This window comes from Paenibacillus phyllosphaerae (assembly GCF_014192105.1).
Classification (GTDB): domain Bacteria; phylum Bacillota; class Bacilli; order Paenibacillales; family Paenibacillaceae; genus Paenibacillus_Z; species Paenibacillus_Z phyllosphaerae.
In genome coordinates this window covers 201,440-225,103 of sequence record NZ_JACHXK010000002.1, presented here as the reverse complement: position 1 = coordinate 225,103, position 23,664 = coordinate 201,440, and the positions used below count along the sequence as shown (strand labels likewise).

General features: G+C 56.2%; 19 protein-coding genes. 3 read left to right on the top strand and 16 right to left on the bottom strand.

The features are described from left to right. Positions 1–49: 49 nt before the first annotated feature. A complete protein-coding gene (locus tag FHS18_RS05025; protein ID WP_183597646.1) occupies positions 50–4,282 on the bottom strand; it encodes a UvrD-helicase domain-containing protein in 4,233 nt (1,410 codons plus the stop codon). Further along, positions 4,282–7,842 carry a helicase-exonuclease AddAB subunit AddB gene (gene addB / locus FHS18_RS05020; protein WP_183597644.1) on the bottom strand — a complete coding sequence of 1,187 codons (3,561 nt, stop codon included), beginning with the start codon at positions 7,840–7,842 and terminating at the stop codon, positions 4,282–4,284. Before addB ends, FHS18_RS05025 begins: the two co-directional genes overlap by 1 nt. Before the next feature lie 514 nt (positions 7,843–8,356). Between addB and FHS18_RS05015 the strand changes: the two genes are divergently transcribed. Further along, positions 8,357–8,659 carry a CD3324 family protein gene (locus FHS18_RS05015; protein WP_183597643.1) on the top strand — a complete coding sequence of 101 codons (303 nt, stop codon included), beginning with the start codon at positions 8,357–8,359 and terminating at the stop codon, positions 8,657–8,659. Between the two features lie 148 nt (positions 8,660–8,807). On the opposite strand, the gene FHS18_RS05010 is transcribed toward FHS18_RS05015, so the two are convergent. Further along, positions 8,808–10,262 (bottom strand): class I SAM-dependent rRNA methyltransferase, encoded by a 1,455-nt coding sequence (locus FHS18_RS05010; RefSeq protein WP_183597641.1) that lies wholly within the window; start codon positions 10,260–10,262, stop codon positions 8,808–8,810. A gap of 121 nt (positions 10,263–10,383) precedes the next feature. Here FHS18_RS05010 and FHS18_RS05005 point away from each other — a divergent pair, with 121 nt between their 5' ends. Continuing rightward, positions 10,384–11,394, top strand: a complete 1,011-nt coding sequence (locus tag FHS18_RS05005; protein ID WP_183597639.1) for a Na/Pi cotransporter family protein — start codon at positions 10,384–10,386, stop codon at positions 11,392–11,394. On the opposite strand, the gene deoC is transcribed toward FHS18_RS05005, so the two are convergent. The 13 genes from deoC to FHS18_RS04940 form a co-directional block, all read right to left on the bottom strand. Beyond that, positions 11,321–12,052 (bottom strand): deoxyribose-phosphate aldolase, encoded by a 732-nt coding sequence (gene deoC / locus FHS18_RS05000; RefSeq protein ID WP_183597637.1) that lies wholly within the window; start codon positions 12,050–12,052, stop codon positions 11,321–11,323. The genes FHS18_RS05005 and deoC overlap by 74 nt on opposite strands. Further along, positions 12,052–12,483, bottom strand: a complete 432-nt coding sequence (locus FHS18_RS04995; RefSeq protein WP_183597635.1) for an NUDIX hydrolase — start codon at positions 12,481–12,483, stop codon at positions 12,052–12,054. The genes deoC and FHS18_RS04995 overlap by 1 nt, the downstream gene beginning before the upstream one ends. Before the next feature lie 143 nt (positions 12,484–12,626). Beyond that, positions 12,627–14,009 (bottom strand): tRNA (N(6)-L-threonylcarbamoyladenosine(37)-C(2))-methylthiotransferase MtaB, encoded by a 1,383-nt coding sequence (gene mtaB, locus FHS18_RS04990; protein ID WP_183597633.1) that lies wholly within the window; start codon positions 14,007–14,009, stop codon positions 12,627–12,629. A gap of 4 nt (positions 14,010–14,013) precedes the next feature. Further along, positions 14,014–14,787, bottom strand: a complete 774-nt coding sequence (locus tag FHS18_RS04985) for a 16S rRNA (uracil(1498)-N(3))-methyltransferase (protein ID WP_183597631.1) — start codon at positions 14,785–14,787, stop codon at positions 14,014–14,016. A gap of 132 nt (positions 14,788–14,919) precedes the next feature. Then, entirely contained in the window at positions 14,920–15,618 is a 699-nt protein-coding gene (locus tag FHS18_RS04980; RefSeq protein WP_343060407.1) for a site-2 protease family protein, read from the bottom strand. A gap of 75 nt (positions 15,619–15,693) precedes the next feature. Next, on the bottom strand, positions 15,694–16,668 hold the full coding sequence (gene prmA / locus FHS18_RS04975; RefSeq protein WP_183597630.1) for a 50S ribosomal protein L11 methyltransferase: 975 nt from the start codon (positions 16,666–16,668) through the stop codon (positions 15,694–15,696). 177 nt (positions 16,669–16,845) lie between these two features. After that, the gene (locus FHS18_RS04970) at positions 16,846–17,040 is read right to left on the bottom strand and encodes a hypothetical protein (protein ID WP_183597628.1); all 195 of its coding nucleotides are present in this window, start codon (positions 17,038–17,040) and stop codon (positions 16,846–16,848) included. A 15-nt stretch (positions 17,041–17,055) separates the two neighbouring features. Beyond that, positions 17,056–17,208: a YfhD family protein gene (locus FHS18_RS04965; protein WP_183597627.1), complete on the bottom strand. Its 153-nt coding sequence runs from the start codon at positions 17,206–17,208 to the stop codon at positions 17,056–17,058. 92 nt (positions 17,209–17,300) lie between these two features. Further along, positions 17,301–18,419 carry a molecular chaperone DnaJ gene (gene dnaJ / locus FHS18_RS04960; protein WP_183597624.1) on the bottom strand — a complete coding sequence of 373 codons (1,119 nt, stop codon included), beginning with the start codon at positions 18,417–18,419 and terminating at the stop codon, positions 17,301–17,303. A 118-nt stretch (positions 18,420–18,537) separates the two neighbouring features. Beyond that, on the bottom strand, positions 18,538–20,370 hold the full coding sequence (dnaK, locus tag FHS18_RS04955) for a molecular chaperone DnaK (RefSeq protein ID WP_183597622.1): 1,833 nt from the start codon (positions 20,368–20,370) through the stop codon (positions 18,538–18,540). Positions 20,371–20,432: 62 nt separating this feature from the next. Beyond that, a complete protein-coding gene (grpE, locus tag FHS18_RS04950; protein WP_183597621.1) occupies positions 20,433–20,996 on the bottom strand; it encodes a nucleotide exchange factor GrpE in 564 nt (187 codons plus the stop codon). Positions 20,997–21,030: 34 nt separating this feature from the next. Then, positions 21,031–22,062: a heat-inducible transcriptional repressor HrcA gene (hrcA, locus tag FHS18_RS04945; protein ID WP_183597619.1), complete on the bottom strand. Its 1,032-nt coding sequence runs from the start codon at positions 22,060–22,062 to the stop codon at positions 21,031–21,033. A gap of 313 nt (positions 22,063–22,375) precedes the next feature. Further along, the gene (locus tag FHS18_RS04940) at positions 22,376–22,867 is read right to left on the bottom strand and encodes an N-acetyltransferase (protein WP_183597617.1); all 492 of its coding nucleotides are present in this window, start codon (positions 22,865–22,867) and stop codon (positions 22,376–22,378) included. Positions 22,868–23,058: 191 nt separating this feature from the next. On the opposite strand from FHS18_RS04940, the gene FHS18_RS04935 reads away from it, so the two are divergent. Beyond that, entirely contained in the window at positions 23,059–23,613 is a 555-nt protein-coding gene (locus FHS18_RS04935; RefSeq protein WP_183597615.1) for a DUF1572 family protein, read from the top strand. Positions 23,614–23,664: the final 51 nt, after the last annotated feature.

The window sequence follows — 23,664 nt, the reverse complement described above, 5'->3', positions numbered from 1 at the left end:
CTCCGTTCATCTCTGGTCTTCCGCGTCCAACACGCGCAAGAGCCTCTCTCTAGAACAACCGAACCGCCTTGCCCCCATCGAGAAAATAGACATAGCAAGCATCGACGGGCTTGCCTAGAATGGTCCGAATGGCATCCGCGTACAAGGTCAATTGGAACCGATGCCGCTCTGCCGCTAATTCAGGGTCCTTGCCCGCGATTCGATCCGTCTTGTAGTCGAGCAGGACCAAGCCTTCTTCGTCCTCGAACAGACAGTCGATAACCCCTTGGATCAGAATCGGCTCCTCCGACGAGGAAGCCTCCGCATGCGGATACACCTTGCCTGCCGGGAAGGTGCAGCTGAACGGCGTCTCCCGCCGAACCCATCCCGCTCGCTGCATGCGCTGGCCAACCGGCTCCCGGAAGAAGGAAGCCACCGCGGTTACATCAACGGCTTCGGCCTGTTTGGCTGTCAGCATGCTTCGTTCGATCAACGATTCGATCGTCGCCTGCACGCATGGCTCATCGACTTCCCGGTCCAGCGGCATATGCTGCATGACCAAGTGGCTGACGGTTCCCCGTTCTGCCGCCGTAAGCTTCGCCTCTTCCATGAACTTCGGCCTGCGAAGCCGGAACGTATAATCGTTTGCCGCGTCTGCCGATGCGAACGGTACCGCGATCTGCGCTTCCGCACCTACCGCCAACTCCTGCAACGTAAACTCCGCCGCGTCGCCGAAGAACAGCTCCACTTGCCCGAACCGTTCTTCCGTCGGTTCGTCGGCCGTTTGCGTTGACCCCGCCGTTAATCCTTCCGATTCCGCAGCCCCGTCTGCTCCTACAGGTGCATCATCGACAAACGGGAATCGCGCCGAATCCTCATCTGCCTCCACCTCTGCGTGCATCCGCTTCATCTCGGTAACGGACGTTTTGGCCGCTACGACGGTCGCATTGCGGAACGGGTACTGGAAGCTTAGCCGTTCGTCGATTTCTTCGGCCGTCTCGGGCGACTCCGAGATCGGAATCAGCTCACGGACCGCTTGCAGCCTTGCTTCGTACTCGGCTGCCGCCGCTTCGTCTTCCTCGACAGCCGCTGCCGCTTCTTGGCCTAACGCAGAAGCCGGCACGATGCCCGTCGTCCAGCTTTCGAAGGAAGCACCGCTGCGACGTTCGGGTAGTGGTACAACTTCCGCTACCGATAAAACTGAATCTAATTCGCTACCGGAACTGCCTGCTCCCTCGCTCGCGGGCAGTTCATGCAGCTCCATGCTGCTGTCAGCTTGATAAACCTTCACCTCCGCGCCGCCATACATCGCGAGCGGACCGACCCAGTCGATGAACCGTTTGGCTTGGGACAGCCGGAAATCCGGAAGCTCCCGGTTCATGTCCAAAGCGCCTTCCCACCTCTCGAGCAGGCTTGCCGCATCAGAGGTCGTGCCGACGAGGAACATCTTTTCTTTCGGGCGGGTGAGCGCAACATAGAGAATCCGCATCTCTTCGGCCAACGTTTCTTTGCGCATCTGCTCCCGAATGGACAGGAACGGCAACGTCGGATACGTGACGCGCAGGTCGATATCCACGAATTTGGGCCCGAACCCCAGCTGCTTATGCATCAGGAAGGAAGCGTTCAAATCCTGTTTGTTGAACTGCTTGCCAAGCCCTGCGACGAACACGACCGGGAATTCCAAGCCTTTACTCTTATGGATCGACATGATCCGAACGACATCCTCTTGCTCGCCGAGCGCCCGGGCCGTCCCCAGATCGCCGCCGTTCTCGCGCATCCGGTCGACGAACCGCAGGAAGCGGAACAATCCTCTGAAGGAAGTCGCTTCATACTGCCTAGCCCGGTCGTACAAGGCGCGAAGATTGGCTTGGCGCTGGAGGCCGCCCGGCATGCCGCCCACAAGATCGTAATAGCCCGTCTCGCGATAAATGCGCCAGATCAGCTCGGCCAGCGCGCCGGAGCGCGCTTCCTCCCGCCAGCGTTCGAGCGCGACGAGAAACTCCGTCAGCTTGCCCCGCAGCGCAGCCGGCAGCGATTCATCCGATTCCGCATGGCGGACCGCATCGAAATAAGAGACGCGGCCGGCAGATATCCGTATGCGCGCCAGATCTTCGGCATGAAGACCGACGATAGGCGACCGGAGCGCGCCTGCCAGCGGAATATCCTGATACGGGTTGTCGATCACGCGCAGCAACGAGAGTACCGTTTCCACTTCCGTCGCTTCGAAATACCCGCTGCCCAGTTCCGCGTAAGCAGGAATGCCCATCGCTTGCAGCTCTTCAATAATGACCGGCGCCCACTGCTTATCCGCGCGCAGCAAAATAACGATATCGCGCCACGCAAGAGGACGCTTGCTCCCTTTGCGTCCATCGAATGGACGGAACGCGTTCTGCTCGCCCTCGACTTCCGGACCCAGTCCTTTCAGACGAAGAATCTGCTGTGCGATATAACGCGCCTCGAGCTGCACCACTTGCAGGTCCTCGGCCGGTTCGCCGGTCGTGCCGCCCTCCTGCTCTTCGCTTGGCTCGGAAGATTCGGCCTGCTTCTCATCCGCATCATCGCTGCCGCTGCCGCGGTCTAGCAGCGCGAATTCGATCGCATACCGCTGCGGAGATCCGCCATCGCTCGCAGAGGGATAGGACGCGCCGCAGACCAGTTCGGCCCGTTCGTCGTAGTCCATCTCCGCGACCTTCTCGCGCATGATGGCGCGGAAGACGCTGTTCACCCCGTCCACGACCTCTTGCCGGCTGCGGAAGTTGCGTGCAAGGTCGATACGGATGCCGCGATGCGGCGCCTTAGCTTCCTCTTTCGGCTGACCCCCTCCAACTTCCTCCGCGCTTACGCGCGATGAATCGTCGGCTTCGAATTCTTCGACATCTACCGAACCATCCGTGCTTCCGTATGCTTTATACTTCTGCAGGAACAAGTTGGGCTCGGCGAGCCGGAACCGGTAGATGCTCTGCTTCACGTCACCGACCATGAACCGGTTGCCTTTGCCCGGCTTCGCGATGAGATCGACAATGGCTTCCTGCACCATATTGGTATCTTGGTATTCGTCCAACAGAATCTCATCGAACTGGCGCTGGTATTCGAGCGCGGCGGAAGAGGGCACCGTGCGAGCCGGCGTAGACGAAGGATCGCGCAGGATGCGCAGACAGTAGTGCTCCATATCCCCGAAGTCGATCAGGCCGCGCTCCTGCTTGGCCGCCTCGAAACGGGCGCCGAATTCGATGACCAGATCCGAGAGCGTGCTCATAAGCGGGGCCAATTCCTGCAGTTCGGCCGCGAACTCCTCCGGCGTACGGACGAAGAACTTGTCCTTCAAGTCGCCGACGATCGTTTTGGCCGCTTCCCGCAGTTCCTTTGCTTGCTCTTGCAGCGCTTTGTCGATATCGTCGCCGCGCTGGCTCTTCAGTTTGCCGAATGCGAAATTGCCGAACGCTTCATGCCAGGTCTCCCATGGCTGGTTCCTCACCTTAGCGAGCAAAGCTTCCACGACGCCACGATCCTCGTCGAAGGACGCCGCGTACGCATGCGGCCCAGCCGGCATACGGGTCACGTCCAGCGCTTGCTGCAGCAGGCTGAGCGAACCTTCGAGCTCGAGCGCCACTACTTCCCTCAGTCCTTGCACCCAGTGCGAAGCGCCGAGCGAAACCGCATCCGCTATGCGGAACGATTCGGCCGTATCGCGCAGCCAGGCCCCAGGCCACGGATTGCTCTGCGCAAAATGATACAGCTTCATGACGAGCCCGTAGACCGGCTCGTCTCCGCGCTCCCCGCCGAAGCGGTCTACCAGCTCCGCGAAAGCAACGCCGCCCGCTCCGCCCGCCTCCGCGTTGACATACCGTTCTTCGAACAAGGTATCGAGCACATCGATGCGCAGCAGTTCCGCCTCCGTCTCGTTCGCAATCCGGAAGCCGGGATCCAATCCGATCAGGCTGTAGTACCTGCGAATGACATCAAGACAGAAGGAATGCAGCGTCGTGATCGAAGCCCGCCCCATCAAAGCCAGCTGTTTGCGCAGATGCTCCGAACCGGGATTAGCGACCAGTTCCTTCTCGAGCGCGATCCGGATCCGCTCCTTCATTTCGGCGGCAGCGGCTTTCGTGAACGTTGCTACGAGCAAACGGTCAACATCGGTATCGGCGGATATTTTGCGTATAATGCGTTCGACCAGGACGGCCGTCTTACCCGACCCTGCCGCGGCGGCAACAAGAATATTGCTGCCGCTCGTCACGATCGCCTTCCACTGATCATCGGTCCACGTACTGCCCGCGGGCTTGCTTAGCGATGTCTGAACCATTAGCGCCGTTCCTCCTCTCGGGTAGATGTATAGCCGTCGGTAAGCGAACCTTCAGCCTCAACCGCTTCTTCGCTACCTGCAGCCAGCAGACCCCATACCTCGTCCTTCTTCGGCTTGTACAGCTTGGCATACGTGTTGCCTTCGATAAGCGGATCGAACTGGCAGACCGGCTTGTACGAACAGAATTGGCACGGCGTCCGCGGTCCGAGGCGATAAGGCGCGATGGAGACGTCGCCCTCCACGATACGGTTGCCGATCCGCTTGAGCGTCGAACGGACGGATTGGCGCAGCGTCGCCCATTGGTCCTCAGTGGCGACGGACGAGGTGCTGTAGAAACCGCCGTCCTTCTTCATCGCGAGCGGCAGCAAATCGGAGTAGCCGGTCGTTAAGCTGCCGTCCATCTTCCGCACGGTCTCTTCGTCCGCAAGAACAAGCCCCTTGAGCTTGAAGCGCTTGAGAATGTCAAGCTGCGCCTTCTCCCTTGAGATCGCATTCGAGCCCGAGAGCATCGGATTATGCACATGGAAATAGAGCGCGCCTGCAGCTTTGGCTGGCTCTCCGAGCCATGTAGGCGCGGAAGAGACGAGAACGTCCAAGTACGTAAGCATCTGAAGCGCCAGCCCGTAGGCCACTTCTTCGAGCTTCAGCTGTTTGGCGCTGGACTTGTAATCGATGACGCGCAGCAGCAGGCCGTCTTCGGTCTTGGCCGCGTCGACCCGGTCGATCCGTCCGACCATCTCGAGGGTGCGGTCTTCCTTCAGCGGAATGCGCACCGACGGCAGCGGACCTTCAGGTCCGAAGCCGATCTCGAGCCCGATCGGTTTGAATTCCGCCCGGCGGGCATGTTCGCTTAGAATAACGGCCGCCTGAGCGATAATGTCGCGCAGCTTCCTTGCCACATATTGATGGCGGCTGCTGCTGAACAGAATTTGCGATTGAAGCCGCTGGGCCAGTTCCTCCACGACTCCGGCCGCTGCCGCCCGGATTTCCTCCACGCTTAACTGTCCGAAGTTGTCGCCGAGCGTCTCGGTCAGACGGCTCAGCGCCGCATGGAACAGCTGTCCGATATCCGGCGCCGCAAGCCTGAATACCTCGCGTTCCTTCAGGCGCAGGCCATGGATGGCAAAATGTTGGAACGGACAAGATACGAACCGCTCCATCCGCGACACGCTGCCCCGCAACACGCGGCCATATAGCAGGTCCGCCGTTTCGCTGGAGAGAAAGGCCTCCTGGTTCTCATAATCGAGCGACGCGATGAGCCGCTGCAAGCGATTCTGCCACTCGGGCCTTACGGCATACCAGTTGAATGCCTCCCACCAAACCGGGGCAATCTGCAAGCCTTGACGCCAGCTGCGCAGTTGACTGATCAAATACGAGAGCGTGCGCTCGGGATGCGATACGAAGCCCAGTTGATCCGCTTCATCCATGCCGCTCACCGGCTCGATGGCAAGCAGGCGCTCCGGAATCCCCGGGAACATCTGCTTGATATGACGAATAACCTCGGACGGATGCAGGCTCTTGCCTTCTTCATCAGCCATCGGATAGCTCACCCAAAGGTGCTCGCTTGGCGTCGATAAGGCGTTATAGATCAAGAAACGTTCATCCAACAGCCTTCTGCGGACGCTCGGCGCCATCACCAGCCCTGCTTGTCCCAGCGTCTCGCGCTCCTGCTCGGTAAGCACGCCATCTTCTTGGATGCGCTGCGGCATAACGCCATCGTTCGCGCCGAGCAAATAACAGAAACGGACCTTCCCTGAGCGGGTCCGGTCCATGCTGCCGATCAGCACTTGATCGAGAGACGGCGGAACGGACGCCAACTTCAACCCTTCCAGGCCTGTCTCCACCATGCCGGCGAATAACTCGGACGGAAGCGCCTGATCGCCTGTCATCTCGGTCAATTGGTCGAGCAAATCCAAGACGGCATCCCACAGCTGCCGATGTTCTCTGGCCTTCTTCATATCGCCGCTCGCAGCGGCCTGCCTGCTCCAGCGCTCCAGTCGGTCAGGCGCTCCGATATCGTATAAGAGCTCGTATAATGCCTCGCACATCTGTCTAACGGCCGCAGCCTTCTTCAGCTTGCGGATAAAACCCTCGATCGGCGGCACGACCGCGTTGCGCGCCGTCAGAACCGCGCTGAAAATTTGCTGTTCCTGAATGCCCGCGGCGACAGGGTCGCCCTCAAGCGTATCGCGGACGACGGGCCGCCACTTATCCGGATTCAGCCAGCGATAGCCGTCGATGCCTGCCGCAAGCGCGTAATTCTCCAGCAGATCGAACGTCTCGCGATTAATAGACCCGTCATTGTCCGGTATGAGCAGCTCCGTCTTGATGCAGCGGAATACGGCCTCGTAGCGCCACCCGCGAACGGCAATCTCGAGCACCGAACGGATAAACTCGGACAACGGATGATGAAGCGCCGCTTCCTTCTGGTCCATGAAGAATGGAATATCGTAATCTGCAAATACTGATTTCAGATAGTCGCCGTAATCCGGCGCATTGCGCACCATGACCGCAATATCCCGATAACGCAACCCTTCGGTCCGAACGCGTTTCGTTATATCGCGCGCAACCGCCTCGACTTCGGCACGCCGGTTAGCGGCGGCGAAGAGCGAGACGGTGTCGTCATAACGCTCGCCTTCCGGCAGCCGCAGCGTACGGCGGTCCTCGTAATGCCGCTCCAGATGGGCCAGCATCTGCCGGCCGCGGAATCGGTAGGGCGGATCGCCTGCCAGCATAATCGGCGGCAAGAGCTCGATTCCGGCTTGTTCCGCAAGCTCGCATAACTTCAAGTAGGTCTCCGCGGTCGAACGGAACATGTCCAGCTCATGCGGCTGCTCGCCTTGGGCGTACAGACGATTCAGATTGAGCGTAACCGTCACTTCGGCGCCATGGCGGATGATCGCGGCCAGCGCCTCGTATTCCTTCGGCGTAAAGCCATGGAATCCGTCGATCCAGATTTGCGCTTCCCGCATCGAAGGCGCATCGCCTAGTCCCTTGACGAGCCAGCTCAAATAATCTTCGGCATCCACGTACAGTCCTGCCAGCTCCTGCTCCAGTGCCTGGTTCATCTTCTGAAGATCATGCATCTTGCGGCTGAGCAACGAGCTGGAAGCGCCTGCGTAGCCTTCCGCCGCGAACCGCTCCAACATCTCCCCGTCGACGCCATACCGCTTCCATTCCGTCATCAGCTCGCCGAGACGCTCGATAAAGCCGTGCTGCGATTCGCTGCCCTGATAGAGCAACAGATCGCTGCGCAACCGGTTCACGATTTTATATAAAAGCATGTTCTTGCCGCTCTCGTTAATCGGGACGAGAGCCGTTCCGCCCGTCTCCTGCATAATCCGGAACGACAGCCGCCGGAAGCTCAGCGCCTGCGCGCGGATCGTCCCGCGTTGATCTCCGCCTAGCAGCGCGTATTCGGTCTGGAACGTCGCCTGCTCGGGCACGAGCATGATGAGCGGCGGCCCGTCCGGCTGCTCCTGCATCCTGCGGGATATTTCCTGCAGGCAATGATGCGTCTTCCCCGCGCCGGATCGGCCGATTACGAATCGGAGTGCCATGCGATCACCTCATTGTCTAGTTTTCGATTCTCCTATTCTATCATAGCGGGCCTCCCATTTCATCCGAATATGCAAACAAACGTTCGATTCTCGCGGAGGTAAATCGTTCATCGTTTTACGAAAGGTGTCAAGGAAAGCAGGACATGCTTCCGCCCCGCCGCACAGAATGGTTATAATTGTTTTTTCGCTTGCAGGTTCCTGGAAAAAATGAGTTAATATAGATGTCGGGCCGACGAAATATTGCGCGAAAGGAGCTGATTGCATTGAAAAGCGCTGAGGTGATTTCCGCTTAATCAGCGGAAGTCTTACGGGGAGGCGGGAGACCGCCTCTCTTCATACACGATTCCTCGTTTGACTCGGGCAAGAGTTAGCGCCCGCAGCTTGGACACGATACCGGCTACGTATCGTGATTTTTGTATTTCAACATCTGAAAGGAGGCGGCTAAGCATGGTATGGACTGTAACGATGCTTGCAGGTAACTACGTTCAATACCCATCCGAGGAGGAGCTTTACCGTGAATTACAAAAATGGAAAAGATGTGCTGCCCCCTAGCCTGCTCAAGGAGCTTCAGAGCTATATTCAGGGCGAATTGATCTATATTCCAAAACCGCAAGAACAGCGTGCCGCCTGGGGCGAGAAGAGCGGCTCACGCGAACAGCTGACCATCCGCAATCAAGAGATTTACCGCTGCTTTACGGACGGATCGACCGTAACCGAGCTTGAACGCAAGTTCCATCTCTCGGGCGAGAGCATCCGCAAGATCATCGTCAAGATGCGTCACCATAAACAGACATCCAGCGCGCAAGGCGCTTACTAATAACCAAAAAGGCTTCCTGCCAGATGCAAGCTCATGAAGAGCTCATCAGGCAGGAAGCCTTTTTCAACATATTAAGGAAAGTATACGCGCGCTGGCCGCCGGAGGACGACGCCAACCGTGTCTCCTTGCTACAGGCGAATACGTTCGGTTACGAACGGCTCCGCACTTCGAAAATTCCGAATTTCAAGTAGTGCCCCTCGGTTACGCCGACGACCTGCGGATGATCCTTACCCGCCGCGCGCCACTCGATCAAACGAAGAATCTTGCCTGCGTCTGCAGCAGCCGCCTGAATCGTCTCCAAGAACAGATCCGGCTTCATGTGGTACGAGCAGCTCGCGGTGATGAGATAACCGCCTTCATTCACCAGTTTCAGCCCTTGCAGGTTAATATCCTTGTAACCGCGGATGGCGCCTGGTACGGCTTGCTTCGTCTTGGCGAAGGCTGGCGGATCGAGAATGACGACATCCCATGTGCGCCCGGCCCCGGACAAAGCTTTGGACGTATCCGCCTTGCCGCCTGCTGCCGCGCGCGCACGCTCAGCCCGCTCCTCGAGCCCCTTCACTTGGGTGCGCAAGTAATCGAACGCATCGGCGACGACGAACTCTACGCGATCGGTGAAGCCATTGCGCTCGACGTTCCTTCTTGCCGTCTCGATCGCATGCTCGGACACATCAAGGCAGGTGACTTTCTTCGCACCATACTTGCATGCATGGAGCGTGAAGCTGCCCGTATGCGCGAAGCATTCCAGCACCGTAGCGCCATCCCAATATGGGAAGGTAACGACTTTGCCGTTCGCGTTCACCGGCACGAGCACGTTCGATGCGGCGTCCTGCATGACGCCGGTGTCGTCGCCAGCCAACGCCGGCGATTCGACCGGAATCATCGGCGTTTCAGCAGGTACTTCTTCGCGCTTGCGTTCTTGCAGCCCGATGCCGCTGCGTTCGCCCCATCCAAGCATAAGCGGTCCGATCGAATCCCGATTTTCACGCTGATCGAAGAAATAACCGGTTTTCTGGCCTTCTACGATATCGACTTCCAGATGAAGTCCGTTCTCTTGTATATCCACGATTCGCGGGCAGTCGCCGTATAGGACCCCGGTGCGTTCCTCAAGCCCTTCCAGCGCTCGCACGCCGACATCGCTGCGTTCATAGATGCCTTGCGGCGCGAATACGTCGATTAGCGCCTCCACGATCGCATCCTTGCATATCTCCATGCCGAGGGTGAGCAGCTGCAAGACAAGCACACCGCCGAAGCGATCCACCGTCAACCCTGGCAGAAAATCGCCTTCCCCATAAACGAGCCGGCAGTCTTCCCCGTTCACGAAACGGCGGCGATGCTGGGCGCATTGCTTAAACCGCTCGCGGAAGAATACCGTATCCATCGCTTCAATCGGCTTATAGCTTACGATCCGAACCTGAATCTGCGACTTGGGGTTCCAATACCCAGTCGCCAGATAGCGGCCTTGATGACTGAAAACGTCCACAAGCGATCCCGGCGTCGTTTCCCCTTCCAACCGGTCGATCTCATTAGCGAATACCCACGGATGTCCGCTCTCCAGCCTCTTCCTGCGTTCCTTCTTCAATACCGCTCTAACACGTTCCATTCCTCTTCTACCGCCCTCTCCTCATGCCTCACCTACTAATATGCTTGTCATGCTTGTACCTGAATTGGCATATGTATCGTTACGAATGCTCCGATTCCGCCAAACAAAGGAGTCCTGCCCCATGCTTAACTCCATCGTTGTTCCGATGGTTCTCGGCTTCATGATTTTCATGCTTGGACTAAAAGCGATGGAGCTGACGCTTCATCGCTCCGTCGGCCATCACTTGCAGACCGTTCTCGAACAAATGACCGCCACGCCGCTGCACGGGCTGCTCATCGGAACAGCAACAACGGCCGTGCTGCAGAGCAGTACGGCCGTTACCGTCATGACGATCGGCTTGGTCAATGCGGGGCTGCTTACCTTTCCGCGGACGCTCGGCATCATCCTTGGCACCAACATCGGCACCTGTCTGACTACCGAACTGATCGGTCTCAACATCAGCAAACTCGGCTGGCCGCTGCTCCTCATCTCGCTCGGCTGTTGGTTCGTAACCGTCTTGGCCGGCGAGCTGGGGCTAGGCACCTTAAGAAGAACCAAACTCTCATTCAGCCAAGCCGGGCTCAGACCATCCGGCAGCCGATTCTGGCCGCCTGTCCGCAGCACGTCCGTCGTGGTCGGCGGATTCGCCCTGCTCCTCATCGGCATGGCGCTCATGCAATCCGTCGCTCCGGCTGTCGAAGCCAGCTCCTTCTTCAGCGCCTTCCTCGGACGCGCTGAAGGAAGCGTCATCTGGGGGATTGCCGCCGGAGCGGTGCTTACCGCAGCCGTGCACAGCGGCGCGGCCGTAATCGCCATTATTATGGGACTCGCAGCCGTGTCCGCCATGCCAGTCCCGATCGGCATTGCGATCGTCCTAGGCGCCAATATCGGTACCTGCGTCACCGCTTTGCTCGTATCCTACAGCGGCTCCAAGGCCGGCCGATTCGTCGCGTGGTCGCATGTCGTGCTCAATGTCGGCGGCGCCGTCCTGTTCGCGCCGTTCACCAGAGAGCTGCAAGCGGTTGTTGCGATGATGACGACGTCACCAGCCGCTCAGATCGCGCACGCGCAGACCATATTTAATATTGCGTGCTCTCTTCTTGCCCTTCCGCTCTGTTACCTTCCGAAGCTGAGACGGATGAAAGTCCAGTAACGATCGCTACGCCAGCGCTCGTGCCGAGCCGGTTGGCCCCGGCCTGCAGCATCTTGATCGCCGTCTCCGCGTCCCGGATGCCGCCGGAAGCTTTGACCCCAATGGAGGATGTGACCGAAGCCCGCATCAGCTTAATATCCGCTTCGGTTGCGCCGCCGGTGCCGAATCCGGTGGATGTTTTCACGTAATGGGCCCCCGCGGCTTCGGCTACGCGGCAAGCTTCCGCTTTTTGCTCGGCGTTCAGCATGCCGGTCTCCAGAATGACCTTCACGATAGCTGAGCCTTCAACGGCACGCACCACGGACGCGATATCATGCGACACTACCCCGTAACGCCCATCGATGACCGCTCCGATCGGCAATACCATATCGATCTCCGTCGCGCCGTCTTCTACAGCCGTTTGCGCCTCGTATACTTTCGCTTTCGTCGCCATCGCTCCTAAAGGAAAGCCGACTACGGCCGCAATATGGACACCGGTACCCGCCAGCTGATCGCGGCAGAGCGATACCCAGGAGCCATTCACGCATACGCTGTAAAACTGATGCTGAGCTGCTTCCTCACACAATCTGACGATATATTTCTCCGTTGCCCCAGGCTTCAGCAGCGTGTGGTCAATAAACTTGGCAATCGGAGTTCCCGGTACCCAACTTTCAGCCATTAGCCTTGAACCTCCAAGCCGAGCAGCTTGAGCGCGCCCGACAAAATTTGGTCGTTATTACTATATCCGGACTGGCGCTGCCTGCGCCACGCTTCCATCGGCTCGAACCATTCCACCCCGCGAATTTCTTCGACTTGAGCTTGCAGCTTCCCGCCGATGGCTTCGACCAGATAGTAGTGAACTTCTTTGTCGACGGAACCTTTGGATTCATGATTATACTTATATTTAATTTGATCGATCGGCGCGATTATCATACCTTCCATCCCGGTCTCCTCGACAATCTCGCGCAATGCGGTCTGCTCCACCGTTTCGCCGGGCTCCATCTTGCCTTTAGGTAAGGAAATCTTGCCGTAACGATCCTGAATGAGCTGAATCTGCAGCTTGCCGTCCACTTTGCGGTAGACGACGCCGCCAGCCGATATCTCCTTCATCGTAAGTCTCCCTCCTTGCTATGTAACTTCGTAAAGGACGTAAATGTAGAGCAAGGATTCTACCGTAAGATCCGAACTTACCGGGCCTTAGGCAGAATCCTCGCAAGAATCCATGTCTATTTATACATTGCCCGTTCAAGGCATTACTGCGCTTTAGGATAAACGAACGTGTTCGTCTCGTTGCCGCGAACCGTAGCGGATGCCGCATCCATCACGCGGACGAGCTGGCCTTGGCATTCGTTCACGCCCGCTTCCGTAATCTTCACGCGGCACAGCTGGCCGATGAGCGATTCGGAACCTTCGAATACGACTTGAATATAGTTACCGGAGTAACCCATAATCTTGCCACTGCCCGGCGCGCCTTTGTAGTCACGCTCAGGAATGACATCGACCACTTCGCCGACGAATTGCTGCGCATACTCCAGCTGCATCCGTTCGGACAGATCGATCAGGCGATGTACGCGTTCATTCTTAATTTCTTCATCCACTTGATCTTCCATACGCGCAGCCGGAGTACCCGTACGCTTCGAGTATGGGAAGACATGCATCTCGGCGAACTTGAGTTCTTCCATGAAGCGGTAGCCGGCTTCGAACATTTCGTCCGTTTCGCCCGGGAAGCCTACAATGATGTCCGTCGTGATCGCCACGCCAGGCATAGCCTCATGCAGCAAACGGATCTTCTCCGCGAACTCCGCGGTCGTATACTTGCGGCGCATCCGTTTCAGCACGGTGTCATCGCCGGCTTGGAGCGGAATGTGCAGGTGGCGGCACATTTTGGTCGAACGATTCAGCACTTCGATCATGTCCGCGTCAATCTGGCTCGCTTCGATCGAACTGATGCGGATACGCTCCAGACCATCGATTTGGTCCAGGTCAGTCAGCAGATCCGACAGCTTATAGTTCTCCAGATCATCGCCGTATCCGCCCGTATGAATACCCGTCAGGACAATTTCCTTGTAACCGGCAGCGACGAGCTGTCTCGCTTGATTAAGGACGCTCTCCGCTTCACGGCTGCGGGAGAGACCGCGGGACCAAGGAATAATGCAGAACGTGCAGAAGTTGTTGCAGCCTTCTTGAATCTTCAGGAATGCGCGCGTCCGATCCGCAAAGTCCGGTACGTCCAGCTCCTCGAATTCACGCGTCTTCATAATGTTGCGGACCGCATTGACCGGTTTGCGTTCATTCTGCAGCTGCGTCACGTAGTCCATCAGCTTGTCCCGGTCCTGCGTGCCGATAACAAGGTCGACCCCTTCGATCGCCATAATCTCGGCTGGCGATGTCTGCGCGTAACAGCCCGTTACCGCAACGATCGCGTCCGGATTGCGACGGATCGCACGGCGAATAATCTGGCGGCTCTTCTTGTCGCCCGTGTTCGTCACCGTACACGTATTAATGAGGTATACATCGGCTGTCGTCGTCTCAAAATCAACCTGTTCGTAACCCTCGTTCTTAAACAGCTGCCAGATCGCCTCTGTATCATAGAAGTTAACTTTGCAGCCCAGTGTGTAAAAAGCAACTGACGGCATGTCGTCAAACGCCTCCCATTTCTCCGGATTCATACATCAAGCAGGAAAGTCCGACCATTGCTGCAGTCTCGGTACGCAGAATACGCGATCCAAGACCGATGACAGCTGCGCCAGCCTCCTCCGCCTCCGCCGCTTCGCGCTCGGTAAAGCCGCCTTCCGGACCTACGATCAGCAGTACTTTCAGCTGCTCCGCATCCCCATGACGCTCTATCTCTGCACGAAGGGCAGTCCGAAGCCCTGCGCTGCTAGATCCGCCTTCCTTCTCATAACAAAACAATGCTACATCATATGTTGCGATCGAAGCGATAAGTTCCTTCCATGACTGTACCGCTTCAACGGACGGAATCCGGCTGCGGTGCGCCTGCTCGGCTGCTTCCTTGGCAATCTTGCTCCAACGTTCCAGCCGCTTCGCTTCCTTCTTCGCATCATATTGAACGATAATTCGCTCCGATTCGAACGGAACGAATCGTACCGCGCCGATCTCCGTACCTTTTTGAATGACAAGTTCCATTTTATCACCCTTCGGCAAGCTCTGCGCCACGGTCACCGACCACTTCGGCTCACCGCTCATTGGCAGCCACTCGACAATCTTCGCTTCAACGCGGGATGGCGAAATGGAGGTTACCTCCGCTCTGGCCGTACGGTTGGTGCCATCGCTGACGAGGAATTCCTCGCCGGTCTCCATCCGCATAACGCGGGCCGCATGGTGGGCATCTTCGCCGGTCAGCACGACCGAATGTTCGCTCATATCCTCCGGCGCTACAAAATATCGCTGCATATCTGTGTGAACCCTTCATCGTAAACTGTGAAAAATCTCAACCTACATCATACACGTTTTATTCCCGTGACGCTACATGTTTAAACGTTTGGGGGAATATGGATCGCATCTCATCACACGATCGTCATACGTCTAGAAGTCCCGCCAGAAGACGCTCCATTCCACCGGATCGAAAATCGACTGTAAGTTAATGGCTATAAAGGCCCAAATGTCCGGCCATAAGCCCAGATACGGGTCCAATGTCTGCTGTCTTAACGGAGGGATAAACACAAGAAGCAGGAAGATGAACATCCCCCACTGCGTGTTCTGATCCATCTTATGGCGCACGCTCAGCGGAACCAGATCTTCGATAATTCGGTATCCGTCCAGCGGCGGCAGCGGGATAAAGTTAAAGAGGAACAGAAGGAGGTTCGTACTGATCAAATAGTAAGTAAAATGAGAGATCGCCTGTAACGTGCCATGCGACACCGAACCTAATACACCTGTCTGGTTCAGGGTGTAAACCAACAGCATTCCAATTACGGCCAACAATAAATTACTCAGAGGACCAACAGCCGATACAATGATTCCCATCAATCGAGGATACTTGAATCTGCCCCGATTGACCGGTACCGGCTTAGCCCAGCCGAATCCGGCAATTAAGATCAGGATCGTACCGAATATATCGAGATGGGAGCGTGGATCAAGCGTGACCCGGCCGGCATCATAAGCCGTTCGGTCTCCGAATTTATAGGCGCTGTAGGCATGCGCGAACTCGTGAATCGTGAATGACATGACGAGTACGATAAAGATAAATGGCAGATCCTGAAGCGGATACCAAAGAAAATTCACCTTTTCCTTTGCCCCCCAGCTAATTGGACGAAGACTCCTGCGCCCTCGTCCTTGTAATATCGTTCCCTTGTAAGACTATTCCGGCTTAACCGCCACGAACGCAATCCAGTCCTGGTCACGCTGGCGGTCCTTGATCGTGAAGCCAGCCGCGATGAGACCTGCTTCAACGTCTTCTTCTTTGTTCTTCCAGATACCCGAAGCGATATAGGTACCGCCCGGTTTCAACGCCGCGTATACATCGTCGATGAACAGCAAAATGATCTCGGCCAGAATATTCGCCACGACAACATCGACCGGTACGGAAACTTGAATCTCCGCCTGCTGCCCATTGTTGCTCTCCAGAATGCCGAGCAGGTCGCTCAAGTAGACTTGAATGTCGGCTTCCAGTCCGTTCAGGCGCGTATTCTCGGTCGCAGACGATACGGCTACTGGATCGAGATCAAGTGCCAATACACGTCTCGCGCCAAGCTTCATCGCGCCGATTGCCAGAATGCCGGATCCCGTGCCGACGTCGATGACTTCTTCATCCCCGCGTATAACGGATTCCAACGTGCGCAGGCAAAGTGCGGTCGTCGGGTGCGTCCCCGTTCCAAACGCCATTCCTGGGTCCAACTCAATGATGCGTTCATCCGGAGCAGGCGTGTATTCTTCCCACGTCGGCTTGATCGTCAACCGCTCGGAAACCCGAATCGGCTTGAAATATTGCTTCCACGCCGTTGCCCAGTCTTCGTCGTCCACCAACGCCTTGGTGATGACGAAATCGCCAGGGTTTATGTCGTACTGGCGCAGCTCCTCGATCCGCGGGCGAATCGTGGCGATGATTCCGTCCGGATCGACCGTCTCGGAGAAATAGGCCTTAATAATCGCATGACCTTCCGGAATATCGTTGAGCGGGTGCTCATACCATTGGCCCAGCGACGTGTCGCGCTGTTTGTTCAGCGTACCCGATTCTTCAATGGATACGCCTCCCGCATCCAGCTCATGCAGGAAATTGGAGATCATTTCTTGTGCTTCTTCCATCGTCTCAATCGTAATTTCATGCCACTTCATGTATGTAATTCCTCCTGCGCTATAGTTCATTTCGCTCATAATCTCTATATTACAACAGATCGGGCTGCACGCACAAAAAAAGGCCGTGTACGCATACCCGGCTTTCTCTGCACGGTTATAACGCACACAGCCTTTTACCTTAAGCAACCGGCCACTTGCCGGCTAGTTAAGCGAATCTCATTCCGTCTCGGTCGTACCGCCGATTTCTTGAATGACATGCAAGGCGAGGTCGACGGACTCGTCGCCGACGGTCGCCGACAACGAACCGTCGCCGCTGCCTTGTACATCCAGAGCGCGAAGCGCCTGAAGCTTTAGTTCCGCTTCCCTCGTGCCCGTTCCGGCCGGGAAGGTCGCATGAATGCGGGTTGGCACCTCATTCACGCTCCCTTATGCCTGTTCGGCGCGAGCGTCAGCAGCTTCTGCTCGCTTCATCGCTTCACGGTCCGCCTCATCCGCAAGCTCCTCGGAGAACTCCACATCCTCGTTCTTGCCGATCGGTAGATTGCTGTGATTGAGGTGGTTCTTTTCTTGTTCTGTCATCGCGAAAGCCCCTTCCTAGCGATTGCCGTATAATACGAGCACCTCGATTAGGATGGGCAAGCAAAGCCGAAACTATGCTTACGCGATAAACGCTAGTCGCCGCGGAACGCCTTCTTCATCTTGTCGAAGATCGATTCATGATGCTCTTGGGTCTGACCGCCGCTTACCCCGGCCAGCTGACGCAGCAGATCCTTCTGCTCGTCGGTCAGATTCGTCGGCGTCACAACCGTTACCTTCACGTGCTGATCGCCTTGGCCGTAGCCGCGCAGACGCGGTACGCCTTTGCCCTTGAGGCGGAAATAGGTGCCCGTCTGCGTGCCCGCAGGAATCTTCAGTTTCACTTTCTCCGTCAATGTCGGGATCTCGATCTCGTCGCCGAGCGCCGCTTGCGCGAACGTAAGCGGAACCTCGCAGTAGATATCGTCGCCTTCGCGTTCGAAGAATTCATGCGATTTGACGCGAATGACGATATACAAATCGCCGGACGGACCGCCGCGCAGACCGGATTCGCCTTCGCCGCTCAGACGGATTTGTGCGCCGTCGTCCACGCCAGCAGGAATGCGGACATTTAGCTTACGCTGACGCTTCACTTTGCCTGCGCCATGGCAGGTACCGCATTTTTCCTTAATGATTTTACCCGTGCCGCTGCAGTTCGAGCATGCCCGACGGTTAACCATACGTCCGAACGGCGTATTCTGCACGACTTCCTGTTGGCCGGAGCCTTTACATACCGAGCAAGTCTCTGGCTTCGTTCCAGCCTTCGCGCCCGAGCCGTGGCAAGTATCGCAAGATTCCGTCCGCGGAATCGTAATTTCCGTTTCTTTGCCGAATACCGCTTCCTTGAACTCGATCGTCATTGTATATTGCAGGTCGTTACCGCGCTGCGGCGCATTCGGATCGCGACGTCCGCCGCCACCGCCGAAGAACATATCGAAGATATCGCCGAAGCCGTTGAAATCGCCTTGTCCGCCGCCGCCGAAGCCTTGGTTCGGATCGACATGGCCGTATTGATCATAGGTTGCGCGTTTGCCGTCATCGCTAAGGACGTCGTAAGCTTCCTTCACTTCTTTGAACTTCGTTTCCGCATCCTCCGCTTTGTTTACGTCCGGATGATATTGACGAGCCAATTTACGGTATGCCTTCTTAACGTCTTCCCCTGAAGCATCCTTGCCAAGTCCTAGTACCTCATAATAATCCCGCTTATCTGCCAAAACCCGTTCACCCCGTCCATTTGTTTAACCCCGCCGGCCTCTCTGACCATAGACACAGGAAAAACGGCTGCGCCGTCCTTCATTTTTGAAGAGACGACGCACCGTTTATCAGCGTTCCTTATTTCTTGTCGTCAACAACCTCGTAGTCGGCGTCTACAACATTATCTTTGCCTTTCGCTTCGGACGCTTCGCCAGCGCCTTCCGCTGCTTGACCTGCTTGCGCTTGCTCATAGAGCTTCACGGACAGCTGTTGGACGATCTCCGTCAGCTCCGCAGTCGCTGCGTTAATCACTTCCAGGTCGTCGGACTCCAGCGCTTTTTTCACTTTTTCTTTCGCTTCTTCCGCTTTTGCGATCTCGCCGGCGTCTACTTTATCGCCTAGGTCTTTGATCGTTTTGTCCACGGAGTAGACGAGTTGGTCGGCGCTGTTCTTCGCTTCAACCAGTTCACGGCGCTTGCGGTCTTCTTCCGCGTTAAGCTCCGCGTCTTTCATCATGCGCTCAATCTCTTCGTCGGACAGACCGCTCGAAGATGTGATCGTGATTTTCTGGCTCTTGCCAGTCCCTTTATCCAACGCCGATACGTTAACGATACCGTTCGCATCGATATCGAAAGTAACTTCGATTTGCGGTACGCCGCGCGGTGCGAGCGGGATGTCGCCAAGCGTGAAGCGGCCGAGCGTTTTGTTGCCAGCAGCCATTTGGCGCTCGCCTTGCAGGACGTGGATCTCTACGCTAGGCTGGTTATCCGCATAAGTGGAGTACACTTGCGATTTGCTTGTAGGGATCGTCGTGTTGCGGTCGATCATTTTCGTGAATACGCCGCCAGCCGTCTCGATACCGAGCGACAGTGGAGTAACGTCGAGCAGGACTACGTCTTTCACGTCGCCTGTCAGGACACCCGCTTGAACTGCTGCGCCAAGGGCAACCACTTCGTCCGGGTTAACGCCTTTGTGCGGCTCTTTGCCTGTCAGCTTCTTGATCGCGTCTTGTACGGCCGGGATACGAGTCGAACCGCCGACAAGAACGATTTTGTCGATATCGGAAGCCGTCATACCTGCATCGCTCAGCGCTTGGCGCGTTGGCGCCAGTGTACGCTCAACCAATGTTGCGGACAGTTCTTCGAATTTCGCGCGAGTAAGAGTTGTCTCCAAGTGCTGAGGCACGCCGTCAACCATGGTGATGAACGGAAGCGAGATTGTCGATGTCAGCACGCCGGACAATTCTTTCTTCGCTTTCTCGGCAGCATCCTTCAGACGTTGTACAGCCGCTTTATCTTTACGCAGGTCGATGCCATGCTCTTTGTTGAATTCGATTGCCAGGTGGTCGATGATCACTTGGTCGAAGTCGTCGCCGCCCAGGTGGTTGTCGCCGCTAGTTGCTTTAACTTCGAAGAAGCCGTCGCCCAGTTCCAGGATCGATACGTCGAACGTACCGCCGCCCAGGTCATAGACGAGGATCGTTTGGTCTTCGGACTTCTCAAGGCCGTAAGCAAGCGCCGCAGCCGTCGGCTCGTTGACGATACGCAGCACTTCCAGGCCTGCGATCTTGCCCGCATCCTTCGTTGCTTGACGTTGGCTGTCGTTAAAGTAAGCCGGCACGGTGATAACTGCTTGCGTTACCGTTTGGCCGAGGTAAGCTTCAGCATCGGATTTCAGTTTTTGCAGAATGATGGCCGAGATTTCTTGCGCCGAGTATTCTTTGCCGTCAATCACTTCTTTATGGTTCGTGCCCATGTGGCGCTTGATCGACATGATCGTACGATCAGGATTCGTGATCGCTTGACGTTTCGCGGATTCACCGACGATACGCTCGCCGTCTTTTTTGAAACCTACGACGGATGGTGTCGTGCGGTTGCCTTCCGGATTCGGAATTACGACAGCCTCGCCGCCTTCCATAACAGCGACGCAGGAGTTAGTTGTACCAAGGTCAATACCAATTACTTTACTCATGGGATGATCCTCCTTAAATATCGGTTCGTTATCGATTCGTTATTGTGTATGTTCAGCGACTGTTAGCCGCTTACTTTAACCATTGCGGGGCGAAGCACTTTGTCCTTCAATGTATACCCCTTCTGAACTTCCTCAACCACGACGCCTTCTTCGTGATCGTCGGATTCCACCTGCATAATCGCTTGATGGAAATCAGGGTTGAACGGCTGGCCGACTGTATCCATCGCCTTCAGCCCTTCTTGATCCAGCACTTGCTCCAGCTGGCGGAAAATCATATCGACGCCTTTGGAGAAAGATTCCGTATCTCCGCCGTTCTTCGCCGCTTCGAGCGCGCGGCCGAAGTTGTCGACAACCGGCAGCAGCTGCGTGATCAGCTTCATCGAAGCGTACTGCGCAAGCTCTTCCTTTTCTTTCTGCGTGCGGCGGCGGAAGTTATCGAAATCCGCTTGTGCGCGTAAGTACCGCTGCTGATTCTCCTCAGCAAGCTTCGTCAGCTCGGCGATGCGCGAGTCTTCCGCAAGGTCGCCTTGCTCAGCCTGTGCTTCATCAGCGGAAACCGGCTCAGCGGTTTCTAGCGTCTCTTCCTGGATCTGTTCTTCAGTAACCGGTTGTTCATTCGTGCTCACGTGACGATCGCACCTCCTGCTTCGAATATAAGGGTCATTTGTACCAGCGGCCAAGCAGCACAGCCATATCCTTGGACAGCAGATCGAGCAACCCGATCACCTTGGCGTAATCCATCCTGGTCGGTCCGAGAATGCCGATCGTGCCGGCCGATACGCCGTCTAACGAATACGTCGCCGTAATCAAACTGCAATTGCTGATTGCCTCATGCGAGTTTTCCGTGCCGATCTTGACCTGTATGCCGTTCGCATGCGATTGGGAAGCGAACATCCGCATCAGCGTTGGCGTCTCCTCGAACAAATCGAGCAGCGTCTTGACCTTGTCAACATCCTTGAATTCGGGCTGCGTCAGCATATTAGTCGTCCCGCTCAGGTAGACGCGGTTCTCGTCGTCGGTCTTGAACGCCTCGTCGAGCACGGCCAACAGCCGTTCGCATTGGTCGACATAGCGGCCAAGCTCTTGGCCGACTTCCGTATGCACCTTCGACTTCAGGCGCGAGATCGGCACGCCGGTCAGCTTCGTATTCAAGATGTTGACCGCACGCTCGATATCCGACATCGACATATCAGGCGGAATAGACACGGTCCGATTCTCGACATGGCCGGTATTCGTGACGATAATCGCCACGGCTGCGTCATCGCTGATCGGCACAAGTTGGAAATGCTTGAGCGAATTCGCGAACGACTCCGGTCCGAGTACAATTGACGTATAGTTGGTCAAACTTGAAAGAATCATCGCAGCATGCTGGATGACCTCTTCCATCTGATTCATTTTCTCGGTGAAGAACGAACGGATCTTCTGCTGATCTTGATCGCTTACTTCTCCCAGCTTAACCAGATGGTCGACATAATAACGGTAGCCTTTAATGGAGGGGACGCGTCCTGCAGAGGTATGCGGCTGCTCAAGAAAACCCAGCTCTTCCAAATCAGCCATCTCGTTACGTATCGTTGCCGCGCTAAACCCGACATCGCCCCGCTTCGAAATGCTGCGAGAGCCGACTGGCTCCGCCGAGCGGATGTAATCGTCTATGATCGCGTTCAAAATCATTCGTTGACGTTCCGTTAGCATCCGAATCCCTCCTGTCATCCTCATCCTGACTTTCCGTCTTTCCTTTCGTTAGCACTCAGTGTCGTCGAGTGCTAATCACTAATACAAAAATACCAAACCACCTCGAACATTGTCAAGTCAGCTTTCATATTTCTAGGCGTTGAATTTTATCCCGTAGCGCCCTTGCTCCGTAGTTCCGCGAACTCTGTTTTACGTTCCTATTTTTCAATTCGAAGCGCAAATTCATTCCTTCACTCCGGTCCTTGCTCGCAAAAAACCACCTGTCCTTGCCGTTCTCTTCAGAACGAGCGGTTCAGGTGGCTTCTATCCATCGTCAGATACGCTTCAATACAGCGATCTCATCGCAGGCATGCTGCTTCGGGCAATTGACGCAATCGGTCCATACTTTCTCCGGGAAGATCTCTTTGTCCACGACCTCGAATCCGTTCCGCTTGAAGAAATTGTCCGCGTAAGTCAGCGCCATAACCTTATGAATGCCTTGTTCCTTGGCTTCCTCAATCAGCGCCTCGACGATCTTGTTGCCGATCCCAAGTCCTCTGTAGCCGTCGGTCATGCCAAGCGAACGAATCTCGAGCAGATCCGAACCGAGCTTGAACAAGGAACCGCAGCCCACTACCTCGCCGTCTACCTCCGCTACGATGAACGTATCGATCTGTCTCTCCAGCGCAGCGCGCGAGCGGGGCAGCATAATACCTTGCTTCGCATAACCTTCTATTAATGTATATAACATGTCGACGTCTTCTGTCGTCGCTTTTCTGCAAGTTACCACTGCCTGCTTCACGTCTGTCGCCTCCGCTCGTGTCATCGTCTTCTTTTCAATATGAATAAATATACATCAGAGCGTATGAGTACACAAGAATTATTTTGGGCGAACCCACTCCCGCCCCTTGCCGGCTCGTTCCTTCCCTTCTTTATCGGTCCGATAAAATTAATTAACTATCCCTTCCGGCCAGGCAGCTGTATGATAATGGAAAAGGACAGAAAGGGTGTACGCTGATGCATGATCATAAGACTGCCGGTGTAAGTACTCTCGCTTCCCATGTGTTATCACTATCGATCGCCGATTTTCGCGGCTTGAAGAAACTGGGCGACCGCGCTCTTAGCCAACTCCCCGAGGCCGGCTACCACTGGGCAAGTGAGCCCGAGTCCAACAATATCGCCATTATCATTAACCATCTGTCCGGCAACATGATCTCGAGATGGACCGACTTCTTGACTACCGACGGCGAAAAAGCAAGCCGTAACCGCGATGCCGAATTCGAAGACGACGGCGCCTCGCCGGAGGAGCTGCTGCACCGCTGGGAGCTTGGTTGGTCGGCTCTCTTCACGGCACTGGAAGCGCTCAAGCCCGACGACATCACCAGAGTGGTGTTGATCCGCGGCGAACGCCATACGGTCCTTCAAGCGATTCACCGCCAAATCGCGCATTACGGGTATCATGTCGGCCAGCTCGTGTACGTAGCCAAAGCGTTCCGGTCTACCGCTTGGCAGTCGCTCAGCATCCCTAAGGGAGGATCCGCTGCCTTTAATGAAGCGAAAGGCATGCCGTAATGCCATCAAAAAGCCGCCTGCATCATCTTATGAGGATGATTGCAGGCGGCC